Source organism: Shimia litoralis, from assembly GCF_005518135.1.
Lineage (GTDB): Bacteria > Pseudomonadota > Alphaproteobacteria > Rhodobacterales > Rhodobacteraceae > Shimia_E > Shimia_E litoralis.
Genome location: NZ_SULI01000006.1, coordinates 147,641 through 162,395, shown reverse-complemented (window position 1 = coordinate 162,395; position 14,755 = coordinate 147,641). Strand labels below are relative to the sequence as shown.

The 14,755-nt window shown below is 53.7% G+C and carries 16 protein-coding genes; 3 read left to right on the top strand and 13 right to left on the bottom strand.

Annotated elements, in window-relative coordinates; all coding sequences use genetic code 11:
• Positions 1–428: 428 nt before the first annotated feature.
• The 9 genes from FAP39_RS07590 to guaA form a co-directional block, all read right to left on the bottom strand.
• On the bottom strand, positions 429–1,046 hold the full coding sequence (locus tag FAP39_RS07590; RefSeq protein WP_138015792.1) for a TetR/AcrR family transcriptional regulator: 618 nt from the start codon (positions 1,044–1,046) through the stop codon (positions 429–431).
• Positions 1,039–1,908, bottom strand: coding sequence for a polyphosphate kinase 2 (ppk2, locus tag FAP39_RS07585; RefSeq protein ID WP_138015791.1), 870 nt, complete (start codon positions 1,906–1,908; stop codon positions 1,039–1,041). The genes FAP39_RS07590 and ppk2 overlap by 8 nt, the downstream gene beginning before the upstream one ends.
• A gap of 42 nt (positions 1,909–1,950) precedes the next feature.
• Positions 1,951–2,892: an alpha/beta fold hydrolase gene (locus FAP39_RS07580; protein ID WP_138015790.1), complete on the bottom strand. Its 942-nt coding sequence runs from the start codon at positions 2,890–2,892 to the stop codon at positions 1,951–1,953.
• Position 2,893: 1 nt separating this feature from the next.
• A complete protein-coding gene (locus tag FAP39_RS07575) occupies positions 2,894–3,817 on the bottom strand; it encodes a homoserine O-succinyltransferase (RefSeq protein ID WP_138015789.1) in 924 nt (307 codons plus the stop codon).
• Between the two features lie 47 nt (positions 3,818–3,864).
• The gene (locus FAP39_RS07570) at positions 3,865–4,725 is read right to left on the bottom strand and encodes an ATPase (RefSeq protein ID WP_138015788.1); all 861 of its coding nucleotides are present in this window, start codon (positions 4,723–4,725) and stop codon (positions 3,865–3,867) included.
• Between the two features lie 111 nt (positions 4,726–4,836).
• On the bottom strand, positions 4,837–5,751 hold the full coding sequence (locus FAP39_RS07565) for a DMT family transporter (protein ID WP_138015787.1): 915 nt from the start codon (positions 5,749–5,751) through the stop codon (positions 4,837–4,839).
• 22 nt (positions 5,752–5,773) lie between these two features.
• Positions 5,774–6,655 carry a DMT family transporter gene (locus tag FAP39_RS07560; RefSeq protein ID WP_138015786.1) on the bottom strand — a complete coding sequence of 294 codons (882 nt, stop codon included), beginning with the start codon at positions 6,653–6,655 and terminating at the stop codon, positions 5,774–5,776.
• Positions 6,652–7,038: a hypothetical protein gene (locus FAP39_RS07555; protein WP_138015785.1), complete on the bottom strand. Its 387-nt coding sequence runs from the start codon at positions 7,036–7,038 to the stop codon at positions 6,652–6,654. Before FAP39_RS07555 ends, FAP39_RS07560 begins: the two co-directional genes overlap by 4 nt.
• Positions 7,039–7,200: 162 nt before the next feature.
• Positions 7,201–8,760 (bottom strand): glutamine-hydrolyzing GMP synthase, encoded by a 1,560-nt coding sequence (guaA, locus tag FAP39_RS07550; protein ID WP_138015784.1) that lies wholly within the window; start codon positions 8,758–8,760, stop codon positions 7,201–7,203.
• Between the two features lie 240 nt (positions 8,761–9,000).
• Here guaA and FAP39_RS07545 point away from each other — a divergent pair, with 240 nt between their 5' ends.
• Positions 9,001–10,545, top strand: coding sequence for a trimethylamine methyltransferase family protein (locus FAP39_RS07545; RefSeq protein ID WP_138015783.1), 1,545 nt, complete (start codon positions 9,001–9,003; stop codon positions 10,543–10,545).
• On the opposite strand, the gene FAP39_RS07540 is transcribed toward FAP39_RS07545, so the two are convergent.
• Positions 10,542–10,835, bottom strand: a complete 294-nt coding sequence (locus FAP39_RS07540; protein WP_138015782.1) for a DUF6477 family protein — start codon at positions 10,833–10,835, stop codon at positions 10,542–10,544. The genes FAP39_RS07545 and FAP39_RS07540 overlap by 4 nt on opposite strands.
• A gap of 230 nt (positions 10,836–11,065) precedes the next feature.
• Between FAP39_RS07540 and FAP39_RS07535 the strand changes: the two genes are divergently transcribed.
• Positions 11,066–12,178, top strand: coding sequence for a DUF6456 domain-containing protein (locus FAP39_RS07535; protein WP_246059003.1), 1,113 nt, complete (start codon positions 11,066–11,068; stop codon positions 12,176–12,178).
• A gap of 156 nt (positions 12,179–12,334) precedes the next feature.
• Here FAP39_RS07535 and FAP39_RS07530 read toward each other — a convergent pair whose 3' ends face one another.
• Positions 12,335–12,880, bottom strand: coding sequence for a peroxiredoxin (locus tag FAP39_RS07530; protein ID WP_138015781.1), 546 nt, complete (start codon positions 12,878–12,880; stop codon positions 12,335–12,337).
• Positions 12,881–13,068: 188 nt separating this feature from the next.
• Here FAP39_RS07530 and lipA point away from each other — a divergent pair, with 188 nt between their 5' ends.
• The gene (lipA, locus tag FAP39_RS07525; RefSeq protein ID WP_138015780.1) at positions 13,069–14,019 is read left to right on the top strand and encodes a lipoyl synthase; all 951 of its coding nucleotides are present in this window, start codon (positions 13,069–13,071) and stop codon (positions 14,017–14,019) included.
• A 15-nt stretch (positions 14,020–14,034) separates the two neighbouring features.
• Here the strand turns inward: lipA and FAP39_RS07520 are convergent, their stop codons facing one another.
• Both FAP39_RS07520 and hpt read right to left on the bottom strand, forming a co-directional pair.
• Positions 14,035–14,217: a hypothetical protein gene (locus tag FAP39_RS07520; RefSeq protein ID WP_138015779.1), complete on the bottom strand. Its 183-nt coding sequence runs from the start codon at positions 14,215–14,217 to the stop codon at positions 14,035–14,037.
• Positions 14,214–14,753, bottom strand: coding sequence for a hypoxanthine phosphoribosyltransferase (hpt, locus tag FAP39_RS07515; RefSeq protein ID WP_138015778.1), 540 nt, complete (start codon positions 14,751–14,753; stop codon positions 14,214–14,216). Before hpt ends, FAP39_RS07520 begins: the two co-directional genes overlap by 4 nt.
• Between the last annotated feature and the right edge of the window lie 2 nt (positions 14,754–14,755).

The window sequence follows — 14,755 nt, the reverse complement described above, 5'->3', positions numbered from 1 at the left end:
ATGAACATAAACCAGATGCATCTTAGCCAAGCCGCAAACCTGTCCTAAAAAGCAGGACCACTTCACTCCTCGCGTATCTTGTAACGGAAATGTTGTGATAGAGGACTACGCTTACATAGGTACAGGTGCTGTTTTGAAGCAAGGCTCGCAGTCAAAGCCTCTTGTAATTGGGAAGGGTGCTACTGTTGGAATGGGTGCTGTTGTGACTAAAGATGTGCCTCCAAATACAGTTGTAATTGGAAATCCAGCGAAGCCAATGCCAAAGTAGCATCTTATTAGCAGTTAATAATGGTGCTCTATAAGTAATTGAAATTTATTATTTTTTAAAATTACCGAATAGCCAAGCGTTAATCGTTGCTTTACGACACATAGAAAAGGGCCGCCCAATTGGGTGGCCCTTTTTGCATGGGATGGTTTTTGGCAATGATCTATTGATCGGGCGTGATCAAACCCAATCCGCGCAAATAGACGCCAATACCGCTTTCCAATAGATCTTCGGGTGAAAAGGGGCTTTGGGTGCCCGGAGAGTTTCTGGCAAACAATTCGACAACCCCGTGGCTCATCGCCCAAATATGTGCACTAAACATACTGGCTGGGGGCCGCTTTTCCGGTGGAATATGTTGGCTAAGCTCGACAGCTGCATGCTCCATAACGCCGCGTGCGCGCGTGGCCACCGAGGCAAGTTCCGGCGTGCGGTTGACGGAAATCCCGCTTTCGAACATCGCGATATAATGTCCAGGGTATTTGCGCGCAAATGCAAGGTATGCGCGCCCTGTGGCCTCGAATGACGCCAAAGCCGATGGCTGGCCTTTGTCATAGGCGTATTGCATGAGGTCGGCGAAAATCTCATATCCTTGGCGCGCGGCCTCGGCAATGAGATCCTCGCGACCTTCAAAATGTCGATACACGGCCGCCGGTGTAACGCCGGCCTGTTTGGCGGCTTCGGACAGCGTAAAGCCGGTTGGCCCTTTGGATTCGATCAGCTTCAGCGCCGCTTCGACGAGGGCTTGGCGCAAATTGCCGTGATGGTATCCACGTTTAGACATGCCAGATGTCCGGTCCACCGCAGATCGTTGTGTCTATCTCGCCCAAGGCGCGCGTGTCTTTGTGATCATAGGGCAGGGCGTGCAAAATTGTTCTGATCGCAGCAAGACGTGCGCGGCGTTTGTCATCAGAGCGGATCACAGTCCATGGGGCCTCGGGTGTGTGTGTGCGGCTCAGGGTTTGCTGGATGGCCTCGGAGTAGGCATCCCATTTCTTAAGTCCTTCGACATCAATCCAGCTCAGTTTCCATTGTTTGAGCGGGTCGGATTCACGGCGTAAAAACCGCCGCAATTGCTCGGCACGACCGACATTCAGCCAGAACTTGATTTGATAAATGCCTTCATCGGCCAGCATGCGTTCAAAATCGGGCACTTGATTGAAAAAATGCGCGCGCTGCTCTTCGGTGCAAAACCCAAAGACCTTTTCAACCACCCCGCGATTATACCAAGACCGATCGTAAAACGTGATCTCACCACCAGCGGGCAGGTGGTCAATATAGCGCTGAAAATACCATTGGGATTGTTCGGTTTCTGTCGGCTTGGACAGCGCAACCACACGCGCGCCACGTGGATTAAGGTTTTCCCGTATCCTTTTGATTGTTCCGCCTTTTCCGGCTGCATCGCGTCCTTCAAACACCAGGGATACCCGCGCACCGGACTGTTTCACCCAATGGTGCATTTTCACCAGTTCGATCTGAAGTTTGGCCAGATCAGACTCGTATGACTTGCGGTTCAGGCGCTCGGAATATGGAAAGTCCAGATCCAAAATGTCATTCTTGTCTGCGCGCCGAATGGCGTTGCGAATGTCTTCTGGTGCATCGCTTTTGTAGTAGGCGCTGATTGCGCCATCAAAGGGCAGCTCCATGGAATTTCTCCGTTTTCTTTTTAATATGGCGATGCGCGGGGCTTAGTGCAATCCGGCACGTCTTGCGGCGCGGTCAATTGCGTCGCTGACGGCCTTTGGCGCAACGGTATGCGGCATATGCCCAATGCCTGAGAGCAGGGTGAGTTTGGCATCGGGAATACGCGCCACAAGGCGTTCCGAGTGGTTCCAAGCCGGAACAATAACGTCGGCGTCACCGTGCAGAATTTCGGTTGGCACCGCAATGTCGCCATAGCGCGGATACAGCGTTGTGATCTCGGACAAAAGATTGGCGCGTTGCAAGGCATTGGCACGCAAGCTGGCGCGCCGCAGGGTTAAGCCCGGCCCGAAATAGGCCCCGTATCCTGCGGGTTCGTCTTGCGGAACAAAGATGCTGGCAAGCACGGTATCGACATAGCTGTCGCTGACAAAGGCCGTCAGCAGCGGAATCACCAGCGGGCCAAGGACCGGATGGGATGTGATCGTATAATAGGTATCAAGAGGCCGTGCCCAGACGCTTGAGGGCGCTGCGACAGGCACCAAGGCCGCAATCCGGTCGGGGAAATGCACGGCCCACGCCAGCGCCAGAGATCCGCCATAGCTTTGACCCATCACGATTGGGCGGGCGGCGCCAAGTTGTAGGCAGGCCTTTGACAAAATATCCGCTTGCTGCACAAGAGTGGCTCCGGTGTTCGATATCCTGTCGGTATATCCCAGACCAGGCCGGTCAAACACGATGACACGATACCTGTCACTCAGATGGTGGACCAGTTCAAACGTCATGTCGCGCGTGCTGCCGCTGGCGCCATGGATCAACACCAGATCAGGCCCCGAGCCTTTGATAACCACATGCACACGGTGGCCGTCGACGGTCAAAAATGTGCCTTCTGGCGGGTGGCTTGCTTGGGCACGCCGTTCATGGCGGCGCGCCTTCCAGTGTACAAACAGCACGAAAAGGCCCAGAATTCCTGCCAGACCCAGCCACATATCAGCTGCCGATCTGATCCATGTCGAAAGGCGTCGTCTCGTACAGCTCGGTAATCCAGTTGCCGTACAACAAATGTGCATGACTGCGCCAACGGTTCAAAGGCGGCAGGCTTGGGTCGTCGTTCGGATAGTAATTGGCAGGAACGTTGATTGGGGTGCCTTCGGCGACGTCGCGATCATATTCCTGCTTCAGCGTGTCACTGTCGTATTCGAAATGATTAAAGATATAGAGCGCGCGCCGGGCTTTGTCTTCGACAAGGCAAGGGCCGACGTCGTCACTGCTGAGCAACGTGTGCAGGGCAGGGACGGCGTCAATTTCATCTTGCTTCATTTCGGTCCAGCGGCTGACCGGAATGACGCAATCATCCGAGAATCCGCGCAAATAATGCGATGCGGAATCTTTATTGATATGTCGAAAACACCCAAACGCCTTGTGATCAAGGATGTGTTTTTTCACACCGTGAAAATAGTTGATCATGGCCATGCCGCCCCAACACACGCCAAAGGTCGAATGCACATGGGTTTGGGTCCAGTCAAAGACCTTTTCCAGTTCTGCCCAATAGGTCACGTCAGGAAACGGAAGGTGCTCGATCGGCGCTCCGGTGATGATCAGGCCATCGAATTTCTCACCGGACTCCATCACTTCAGAGATCGGACGGTAAAATTCTGCCATGTGCTCGGCAGCGGTGTTGCGGGTTTTGTGTTCCGTCATCCGCAGTAGGGTCAATTCGATCTGAAGCGCGGTCGCACCGATCAGGCGGGCAAACTGGTTTTCGGTCTGAATTTTCTTGGGCATCAGGTTCAACAATGCGATGCGAATGGGCCGGATATCCTGCCGTGCGGCCTGATCCTCTGTCATCACCATCACGCCTTCGCGCGTTAGCACGTCAAAGGCAGGCAGGTCTGAGGGGATCTTGATGGGCATTGTATTGTCTTTCCTGAAGATAGGTTAAGGGGCTGAAACTAGGCAGATTATGCTGGGTGGGAAAGGGCCTCTGCGATCAAATTTTCGAAATCTGCAGCGGATCGCACGTTGGCGACGTCTTCGGCAACAACTGTCACACCCCATTTGGCCATTTCCGCATAGCGCGGCTGACGGTGTTCAAGCGCGCGGGCATAGGTCCAGCGCACAAATGCGTCGGGATCAATCTGGGCCTCTGGCTGTCCTGTGTGCGCGCAATACGCGTCCCATTGCGCATGGAGGAACTCAGGCTGATAATACATGGGCTTTGGGGCGCGATCGAACCGGCGCACCAATTCATCTGTATGCGCATCCGACCCCTTGATCCAAACCATAAGCGTTGTTTGCGCCAATGCAGACAGCACAGGATCAGCCTTGTCCCACGGGTCCACAACTTCGCAAATTGACCCGCCTGTGTCGCAGACAAAGTGGTCATAGCCATAAAGGTCATGGGCGCGGTGCACGAAATGCGGCGTGTCCTGCAGCGCGGCAATTTCGGCGACACGGTGCTGCTCTTGGCGGCGCATGTATTCGCAAAAGGGCACGCCACCTTTTTCTGGCGCGCCCGGTTTTCCCAAATAGGCCGACAGCGGTGCCAAATTATCAAATGTGATGTTCGAGCCAATATAGATGGAGTCAGTCATCAAAAGTTCGCGCAGAAACGGCACTTTCATCGCTTCGGCTTTGGCATTATCGGCAATATGTTCGCCCATATAGCGCGTGCCGATCCGGTAATCGATGGAATAGTGAAACCAGTCACCCTGAGCGCGCAAGAGGTTCGAGACATGGGTTTTACCCAGTCCAGACATGCCAAACAGCATGACTTTTTTCTCGGGCGCGTCGCGCCATTGTTGTGCGGATGTATAGATCATGGCTCGACCCTCTGGCTTGGAAAGATGTCGTAGCCTTCCTGATACAGGGGGTCAAACCAAAATCAGGTCTTGGTCCTGTGCAAAGGGTGCGTGTTTGAGGGGGTTCTGGCCTTAGCTGCGGCGCAACCATGTCATGATACGGCCATCCAATATCAACAATCCCAACGCCAAAAGGGCAAATCCGGCATAGGCATTCGAGGAAATGGTTTCGCCAAGCACCAGTGCCCCAAGCCCAATTGCAAAAGGCGGGATCAACAAGGTGACCAGTGACAGATTGCCGATGCCGGCCATGCGCATGACCCGATAATACAACAAGTAAGCGCCAGCCGTAGCGACCACTGAAATATACGTGAGCGCGCCAATTGTGACGGGCGCAAGATCGAACGAAATTGGGCCATCCACAAGTATCGCGGCCGGGATGGCGATCACGGCAGAACAGGTGAGCATTCCTGCAGCAGCAATCTCTGGGTGCTGATCGCTAAGATGTTTACGTGCCCATACGGCGGCAAAGGCATAGGATATCGTGGCGGTGATCGCGGCCAGCTGGGCAATGCTGCGCAGGTCAAATTGGGTCAGATTTTCCAAACCAATAGCTGTCGCAACGCCTAGAAATCCAAAGCCGACCCCTATGATTTTGCGCGGTGACAGTTTTTCGTCGGCAAAAAATATCGCCGCTGCGATGACGCCAAAGATGGCCGTGGTGGCATTAAAGATCGAGGTCAGGCCGCTTTCAATATACAGTTGGCTCCAGTTCAGGAGAGCAAATGGAATGAGATTATTCAATAGTCCCATGACCATAAATACCCCCCAAAGGCGCCAACTGCGTGGCAGCGTTAGTCCCTTGGCAATGACGACTGTCCATAAGACCAACGCAGCCCAAAAGGTCCGGTGAGCGACGGCGGTGATCACACCAACCTCGTTCAGCGCAAGGCGCGCGGCAAGGAACACGCCGCCCCAGATGCATCCCAGAACCAGCAACTCTGCCCAAGCTTGCGTCGACATTGATTTTTGTGAAACTTTGGTCATGCCAGCTTGCTATAGGTCGCTATCAAGGCGCGCGACCCGTTTCTTGCGCTTTGCGGGTTTCGCTTAGGATATTCAGATAATTTCCGCTAAATATGGCTAGCGCTCCAAGAAACACTGCCATTTCCAAAGGTTCTCCGTAGAGCACCATGCCAATGACCGCGATCAGGGGCAGCCGGAAGAAATCAATTGGAATCACCACGGTTGCTGGCGCGATCCGCAATGCGGTTGTCAGGCAAAAATGCGCCAATAGTCCTGCGCACCCGATAAGAACCAGCCAAGGGGCCGCTTTTGCAGACGGCAAGGTAATGTCCATGTCCCAACCGGCACAGATGATCCCGAATATGGCTTGCATGACCGTCAGGTAAAACAAAATGCACGTGATCGTTTCGGTGCGTGTCAGTCGCTTGGTTAACATGATTGAAAATGCAAATCCGATTGCCGAGGCTGCTGCAGCCACAAGTCCCGGGCTTATCGGTGTTGCGCCGGGGCGGGTGACAATCAGGATGCCCCCAAATCCCAAAATAGCTGCTTGTACGCGTGTTTTGGTAAGCTTTTCACCCAAAATTAGGGGAGAAAGGATCAAAACCCACAGGGGCGAGGTGAATTCAAGCGCGAAGACCTGCGCCAAAGGGATCATGGTCAGGGCGTAAAACCATAGGTTCTGCCCTGTAAAATGTGCAGCGTTGCGCGCCAGATGTGTCCCCATCGAGCGCGTTGTGATCTGATTCCATGTGCCGGATACGCCTGACACGATCAAGACAATGACCACGCCGACAAAACTTCGGTACATCATGATTTCAAATGTATCGAGCTCCAAAGAGACCGCGCGCCCCGCGATGGCCATTGATGAGAACGACAGGATTGCGCCGCTCATCCACAGGGCCGCTTGGGTGATGGTGTTCATTCTGCCACCGTACAGCATCCGGTCAACAAGGCCTGTGTGTCATTGCCCGATACACCTTGGGGAAACATCGCGTGCACCATGATGGGCCAACGCGAGAGGCCAAGTGCACAAGACGTTTCGTTGATCAACACATGGCCCGAAGTGTGTTCTGAATGCAGTGTCTGAATCTGTGGCCAGATGTGTCGACCTTGGGCGATTTCGGTGTGAGTCACCTGAAAATTGACGGTTGTTTGGTCCGGGTGGCGCAATTGCGCGATGGGCCCGGCAAGGGTCATGACCCAGTTCGGGTCACGTCCTTCACATGCCAAAGGTGGAAGCGCCCAAGCTGAAGATGCGCCACATAATAGTAGGCTGGCCATCAGTGCGCGTGTTTTGGGTCCCATACTGTTCCTCGGAGGTGGTCAACGGATATTCACCAGCGATCGGCTGGCGCGGATACTGCACTGTGCGTCAGCCTTTGGATAAGGGAAACCAGTTTTTTGAATGCTTTGATCGTTGTCTGCTGAGGGCAATAAAAAAGGCGCCATAGGCGCCTTTAATCTGGGTTATTCCCACTCGATTGTTCCCGGAGGTTTCGAGGTGATGTCATAGGTCACCCGGTTGATGCCTTTGACTTCGTTAATGATCCGCGTGGCGGTTTCGCCAAGGAATTCATGCGAGAAGGGGTAATAATCTGCCGTCATGCCATCCACGGAATTCACCGCACGCAAGGCACAGGCATAATCATATGTACGCCCGTCCCCCATAACGCCAACGGTTCGAACCGGCAGAATCGCTACAAAAGCCTGCCAAATTTCGTCATACAGGCCGTGCTTGCGAATTTGATCGATATAGACCGCATCGGCCTTGCGCAAAATCTCAAGCTTCTCGCGGGTGATCTCGCCAGGACAACGGATCGCAAGGCCGGGCCCAGGGAAGGGGTGACGGCCAATAAACGATGCCGGTAACCCAAGCTCGCGCCCCAAAGCGCGGACCTCGTCCTTGAACAATTCACGCAGCGGCTCAACAAGCTTGAGGCCCATCTTTTCAGGCAAACCGCCGACATTGTGGTGCGATTTGATGGTGACGGACGGGCCGCCACTAAAGGACACAGATTCGATCACGTCAGGATACAGGGTGCCCTGTGCCAAGAATTCGGCGCCATCGATTGTATCGGCATGTTTTTGGAACACATCGATAAACAGCCGCCCGATGATCTTGCGCTTGGTTTCCGGATCGGACTGGCCGTCAAGCTCGCCAAGGAACAATTCTTGTTCGTCGGCGTGGATCAATTGCATATTATAGTGATCACGGAACATGGTGATCACTTCTTCGGCTTCGCCTTGGCGCAAGAGACCGTGGTCTACAAATACACACGTGAGCTGATCGCCGATGGCTTCGTGGATCAAGACGGCCGCAACAGAAGAGTCGACGCCGCCCGACAGGCCACAGATGACATTCTTGTCCCCGACTTGTGCGCGGATCGCTTCGATGGCTTGCTCGCGATAAGCCCCCATTGTCCAGTCGCCTGTGAATCCAGCCAATTTGACAAAGTTCTCGTACAATTTGGCACCATTCGGGGTATGATGCACTTCTGGGTGGAACTGAACGGCATAGAAATGGCGGGCAGGGTCCGCGGTGATTGCAAAAGGAGCATTGGGCGAGGTGCCATAGACCTCAAAACCTGGTGCAATTTCGCTGACGTGGTCGCCGTGTGACATCCAGACCTGTTCGTCGCCGTCCGCGAACCAGCCATCAAGAAGGTCGACGGAGTTCTTGGGCGTGACATAGGCGCGGCCGAATTCGGCAGTGCCGTGGCCACTTTCGACTTTGCCGCCCAACTGGTGCATCATCACCTGTTGGCCATAGCAAATGCCCAAGATTGGAACCCCATAGTCGAAGATCTCTTGCGGGACGCGCGGGCTGCCGTCACGGGTGACAGAGTCTGGGCCACCGGAAAAGATAATGGCCTTGGGCGCCATTTCGCGCACCATGTCCATCGACACATTCTGATAGGGGTGAATTTCGCAATAGACATTGAGCTCGCGCAGGCGGCGCGCAATCAGCTGCGTTACCTGACTGCCAAAGTCGATGATAAGAAGGCGGGCGTGGGATGTATCACTCATGTCAGCCGCATAAGGTTTTCAAGACATTTTCGCAAGTGGGATTGATATTTGATTGCCCAAAAGAAGAATTTTTGCGCCGATTTGGCTGTGTCTGGATGAGCATGTATTTTTGATGACGTAACGCAGGAAGCGTGCGGAATGTCGCTTTTAAACCTTAATGGCCGCAATCCTTCGACGGGACACCCTCGAGTCGGGCTAGATATACTGTGAAACGCAACGCCTTTGAGGTGAGGAACCGACATGTCAGAAGCAACACCGCGCCGTCGTACCCGTGGAGGCGGAGGGGCCGCCCGCCGTGCAGAACGCGGAGCCGTCTCTTTTGAGACAGCCAAATATATTCAGCGCAATATCCCGAACTTTGAAGTTCTGAACGAAGAAGCGTTGGAAGTGATCGAGTATAACGCCGAGACCGTGCTCGAAGAGATTGGCGTGAACTTTGTCGACAATCCTGCGGCACTAGATCGCTGGCGCGAGGCCGGAGCGGACGTATCAGGTGAGCGCGTGCGCATTCCTCGTGGGTTGGCGCGCAAGCTCTGTGCGACGGCCCCGTCCGAATTCACCCAGCATGCCCGAAATCCTGAAAAATCTGTGGTGATTGGTGGCAAAAACTTGGTTCTGGCCCCTGTATACGGCCCGCCCTTTGTGCGCGACATCAATGGCGGGCGCCGCTATGCCACGATGGACGATTTTAGCAAGTTCGTGAAACTGGCGTATATGTCCAAGTGGTTGCATCATTCGGGTGGCACGGTCTGTGAACCAACAGATGTACCTGTCAACAAGCGCCACCTAGACATGTTGATGGCGCATATGACGTTGTCCGACAAACCTTTTATGGGTTCTGTGACCGAACCCAGCCGCGCACAAGATTCCGTTGAGATGTGCGAAATTTTGTTTGGCAAAGATTTTGTTCAGCAAAATACCGTGATGACGTCTTTGACGAACATTAACTCGCCTATGACATTTGATGATGTCATGATGGGTTCGCTTGAAGTCTATGCCAAGAACAATCAGGCCTGCATTATTTCGCCATTCATTGTGGGTGGCGCGATGGCACCTGTGTCGGTGGCTGGTACGCTGACCCAAGTTCTGGCCGAAGTCTTGGCCGGTGTTGCCTATAGCCAGATCGTGCACCCTGGCGCTCCGGCGATCTTTGGCGCCTTTGTCAGTTCGATTGATATGAACTCGGGCGCGCCGACGTTCGGAACGCCCGAAGCGTCTCTTGTGACCTATGGTGCTGGCCAATTGGCACGCCGTTTGAACCTGCCGTTCCGATCTGCTGGATCATTCTGTGGGTCCAAGTTGCCGGATGCGCAAGCGGCATACGAGACTGCGAACTCGCTGAACATGGGGTTGATGTCAGGTGTGAACTTTATGTTGCACTCTTGCGGTTGGCTCGAAGGTGGCCTGGTGGCAGATTTTGAGAAATTTGTCATGGATGCAGATCAGCTTGGCACGCTGCATGGTTTGGCCAAAGGTGTTCCGATTGATGGCGATAATCTGGCGATGGATGCTATTCGCGAAGTAGGGCCGGGTGGGCACTATCTTGGATGCGCGCATACTCAAGCGAACTTCAAGTCGGCCTTCTGGAAGTCGGATTTGCTGGACTACAAACCATTTGAGACATGGGAAGAAGAGGGCGCACGCGACACGCGTACGTTGGCTGCGAACCGTGTCACCAAGCTGCTTGATACATATGAACAGCCTGCGATGGATCCATCCATCAAAGAGGCGTTGGACGCATATGTTGCTCAAAAGAAAGAAAACATGCCGGATTCTTTCCTCTAAGACACAGGTCGCGAGGCGCGCAATAGGCGTGCCTCGCCCAACACGGCAATCAAAACATCAACATGTTTGACCAGTGAATAGCTTGCGTCGCTTGTGCGTCGCTTGTCATTTATGTCTGATTCTAGCTCGAGCAATCGCATCAAGGCAGGGCCGCTTCGCGGAAACGCACCATATCCAAGATGGCGTTTGAGGTGTTGATTTCGACTATATTCGTCTGCCCCAAGCCGCGCTGCGCGCAGCAACAAACGTGGGCGTCGCAAGTCGTTGAGAATTCCTAGGATATCTTTCATGATCTTGTCCTCGTTGGTTGGCGAGAACATCATTGCACAACTTATAAGGGTGTTGCGCGAGCTCGAAAAGTGCCGAGCGGGTGTTTTTGTAACTGTTCATGATTTGGAAACAATCTAAATCCAATAAGCCGAACGTTAACAGCTAGGTAACGAACTTGGCCTAATTTGTGAACAATTTTAGAGTTTTCCTGCCTGCTGGTGGGGGAGTTTCTAAAGCCGAGGATACGCGTATGAAGATTGGAGTAAATTTGGAAACAATGCGCCGCCTGCCAGAGTGGGTGGATGCGGCTGTGTCTCGATATTTGGTGCATACCGAAATGGGAGTTTCCATTCGACAAATCGCCCGCGCGGGTGAATGTCACGCCTCTACTGTCTTACGTCAGGTTCGCAAATTGGAAACGCGCCGGGATGATCTTCTGGTGGATCAGGCTTTGATCCGGCTTTCTATCCAGATTTCCCAACATAAATCCAATATCCGCTACAAGGAGACCCGCCAGATGGCCGAGAAACAAGTTCAGGATGATTTGCCGGACACACAAACGCTTGCGAACGAAGGACGCCGCATATTACGGCGGCTATGTGAAAACGGGGCCGTGCTTGCGATTGCTGCAGATATGGAAAAAGCGGTTGTGGTGCGGGACTTACCGGATGGGGGATCGACACGTACAGCCGTCGTGGATCGACCGATCGCTCAGGCGATGGCGCTTCAGGATTGGATTGCCTGTAAAACCGAAGGGCGGATTTCGCGATACTGCATTACCGCCACGGGCCGTACGGCACTGAACCGATTGATGGCCGAAGACGAAAACAAGGCGCAGGGTTTTGCCGAAACGCAGGCTGTCTTTGCCGATGCGCATCTTGGTGAAGGCCTTGAGGCAGGCCCGTCGCGACGTCCGATGCGGTTCAATATGGCAGATTCCCCGTTATCTGCTTTGGCACGCCGGCGGGATCGCTCTGGGAATCCGTTTCTGGCACCTGACCTCGTGTCAGCCGGTGAACGGCTGCGCGAGGACTTTGAATTGGCCCAGATGGGCGGACGCGCCAACAAAAGTTGGGATAAGTTCTTGGCAGGGCATGATCGTGACACCTATCGGCCAGACCCTGGATTGAATGATGGGGCCAAAGCTGCTCAGGGGCGCGTTGCCGAGGCATTACAAGAGCTGGGTGAGGGGTTGTCCGATGTCGCGTTGCGATGCTGCTGTATGCTTGAAGGGTTGGAAACCGCGGAAAAGCGTTTGGGCTGGTCGGCGCGATCCGGAAAAATTGTGCTGAGAATCGCTCTAATTCGGTTGAGTGAATATTATCGTTCACAAGCAGGGGGTGCAGGGCGTATGATTGGATAGACCCTCCAGGGGTTTCGCTTGAAGTTTTGAGCCAACAGCGAGCGAAATGACGGCGCGCCGAGATGGTGCGCCGTCTCTTTTTGTTTCTCACTGCAATTTGGGCACAAAAAAACGGCCTCTCCGGTTGGGACAGGCCGTTCAATGCTGTTAAGCGTCTTAAGCAGCAGCAGATTTCGCTGACTTAAGGTGCTCCATCAGTGTTTCAGGGGAAGAAACGCCATAAGGGTCTTCGCCGTGGTTGTCGCTGAGGCCTGGCTCTTCAAACCATGCTTCGACAGTGCCGTCGTTGACGATCGCGGCATACCGCCATGAGCGTGCACCAAATCCCAAGTTATCTTTGGCAACCAGCATACCAATTTTCCGAGTGAATTCGCCCGAACCGTCCGGAATGACCGAAACATTTTCAAGGTTTTGCGATTCGGCCCATTTGTTCATCACAAAGCTGTCGTTCACGGACATACAATAAATTGCATCGATTCCGTGCTCTTTGAATTCGGCCGCCATCTTTTCAAAACCAGGAAGCTGATAGGTCGAGCAGGTCGGAGTGAACGCACCAGGAAGCGAGAAAAGAATGACGCGCTTGCCTGCGAAATAGTCATCCGAGGTCATGTCTTGCCAACGAAACGGGTTTGGTCCGCCAATGGCTTCGTCACGAACGCGGGTTTTAAAGGTCACTGCGGGGACTTTTACGCCTGAATGCATGGGAATGTTCCTCGAGAGAAAGTTGAATTTGGGTGCATTTAAAACGATTCTAATCTTGGTGCAATGTGCATCTCGTCGCTATGGGTGTTCGTACCAAATGCATGGCTGTTATGCAGGTCTGGCCCTTCTTTGAACATCACGGTATGCTAAGACAACTCAATCAGTATTTGACCCAAGGGAAGCTATCCGTGCGCGATCTCAAAGTCCCCGAACAACGCCACCCTGAAAAGGCCCACCGACCTGACAATGTGCAACCGCGCAAACCCAGCTGGATTAGGGTGAAAGCCCCCACAGGCGAAGGGTATAACGCCACAAAAAAGATCATGCGTGACAACAAGCTGGTGACAGTCTGCGAAGAAGCTGGGTGTCCGAATGCGGGAGAGTGCTGGAGTCAGGGGCACGCGACCATGATGATCATGGGTGAGATTTGTACGCGTGGGTGTACATTCTGTAATATTGCGACGGGTAAACCCAATGCGCTGGATACCTTTGAACCGGGGCGTGTGGCGGATGCCGTGCAGAAATTGGGGTTGAATCACGTGGTGATTACCTCGGTGGATCGGGATGATCTTGAGGATGGCGGTGCCGAACATTTCGCCCAAACAATTCGCGCCGTGCGACATCGGTCCCCTAAAACCACGATCGAAATTTTGACACCGGACTTTTTGAAATGTGATCCGTCTGTGCTCGAGACCGTTGTGGCGGCCAAACCGGATGTGTTTAACCATAACCTCGAAACGGTTCCCGGGCTGTATCCAACGGTGCGGCCGGGTGCGCGATATTTCCATTCGTTGCGTCTTTTAGAGCGCGTCAAACAAATGGATCCGTCGATTTTCACGAAATCCGGAATCATGGTGGGCCTTGGCGAAGACAAGCAAGCCGTACAACAGGTCATGGACGATATGCGTGCAGCGGACATCGACTTTTTGACAATTGGGCAATACCTGCAGCCGACCCCGAAACACCACGGTGTGGACCGGTTTGTCACGCCTGAAGAGTTCAAGGCATATGAAACCTCTGCATACGGCAAGGGTTTTCTCATGGTGTCAGCCACACCATTGACGCGCTCGTCGTATCACGCGGGGGATGATTTTGAAAAATTGCGGTTGGCACGCAACGAAAAACTTGGACAGGCCTAAAGTTATGTCCGATCTCTAGCGCAGAACACGCCCTTTTGGGGCATAGTTCGGCGTTAGGGCATCCGGCCAGCCCAACCAACGCTCAAGCATCCAGACCACGATACAGACAATAAGAATGGCGAAGATCATTTTGACGCGGCCCGCGGATGGCGGGTTGCGTGCCCATCGTGCCATCCGCAAATAGTGCCGAATATTCATTCCGCAAAGCGAACCTTACCAATGAACGGCAGGTTCCGGTTGCGTTGTGCGAAATCAATTCCGTACCCCACGACAAATTCATCGGGAATTTGAAAGCCGATCCAATCCGCCCGGATATCTGCTTCGCGTCGTGATGGCTTGTCGAGCAATGCAATGGTGCGCATCTTTGCAGGATGACGCGATTCCAAGAGATGGAGCACGTGGCTCAGCGTGTGGCCCGTGTCGACGATGTCTTCGACGATCAACACATCACGCCCTTCAATTTCGCCGCGTAAGTCTTTGAGAATACGTACTTCTCTGCTGCTTTCGGTCGAATTTCCATAGGACGAAGCCTCGAGGAAATCCACCTCGACAGGCAGGTCAAGCTCTCGCACCAGATCGGCGATGAACACAAACGAGCCGCGCAACAGCCCCACGACGACAAGCTTGTCCGTACCGGAAAACTCGCTCGAAATCTCTCGGCTCAACTCTTCGATACGGGCTGCAATTGACTTGGCAGAAATCATCTGATCGATGACATATGGACGCTCAGGCATAA

Excerpts from the sequence above, each read along its gene's own strand:
- FAP39_RS07535 (WP_246059003.1), top strand. The coding sequence starts at position 11,066 with ATGAAGATTGGAGTAAATTTGGAAACAATGCGCCGCCTGCCAGAGTGG.
- FAP39_RS07540 (WP_138015782.1), bottom strand. The coding sequence starts at position 10,835 with ATGAAAGATATCCTAGGAATTCTCAACGACTTGCGACGCCCACGTTTG.
- ppk2 (WP_138015791.1), bottom strand. The coding sequence starts at position 1,908 with ATGGAGCTGCCCTTTGATGGCGCAATCAGCGCCTACTACAAAAGCGAT.
- FAP39_RS07520 (WP_138015779.1), bottom strand. The coding sequence starts at position 14,217 with ATGAATATTCGGCACTATTTGCGGATGGCACGATGGGCACGCAACCCG.
- FAP39_RS07555 (WP_138015785.1), bottom strand. The coding sequence starts at position 7,038 with ATGGGACCCAAAACACGCGCACTGATGGCCAGCCTACTATTATGTGGC.
- FAP39_RS07545 (WP_138015783.1), top strand. The coding sequence starts at position 9,001 with ATGTCAGAAGCAACACCGCGCCGTCGTACCCGTGGAGGCGGAGGGGCC.
- FAP39_RS07565 (WP_138015787.1), bottom strand. The coding sequence starts at position 5,751 with ATGACCAAAGTTTCACAAAAATCAATGTCGACGCAAGCTTGGGCAGAG.
- FAP39_RS07590 (WP_138015792.1), bottom strand. The coding sequence starts at position 1,046 with ATGTCTAAACGTGGATACCATCACGGCAATTTGCGCCAAGCCCTCGTC.
- hpt (WP_138015778.1), bottom strand. The coding sequence starts at position 14,753 with ATGCCTGAGCGTCCATATGTCATCGATCAGATGATTTCTGCCAAGTCA.
- FAP39_RS07570 (WP_138015788.1), bottom strand. The coding sequence starts at position 4,725 with ATGATCTATACATCCGCACAACAATGGCGCGACGCGCCCGAGAAAAAA.
- FAP39_RS07560 (WP_138015786.1), bottom strand. The coding sequence starts at position 6,655 with ATGAACACCATCACCCAAGCGGCCCTGTGGATGAGCGGCGCAATCCTG.
- guaA (WP_138015784.1), bottom strand. The coding sequence starts at position 8,760 with ATGAGTGATACATCCCACGCCCGCCTTCTTATCATCGACTTTGGCAGT.
- FAP39_RS07530 (WP_138015781.1), bottom strand. The coding sequence starts at position 12,880 with ATGCATTCAGGCGTAAAAGTCCCCGCAGTGACCTTTAAAACCCGCGTT.
- FAP39_RS07580 (WP_138015790.1), bottom strand. The coding sequence starts at position 2,892 with ATGTGGCTGGGTCTGGCAGGAATTCTGGGCCTTTTCGTGCTGTTTGTA.
- FAP39_RS07575 (WP_138015789.1), bottom strand. The coding sequence starts at position 3,817 with ATGCCCATCAAGATCCCCTCAGACCTGCCTGCCTTTGACGTGCTAACG.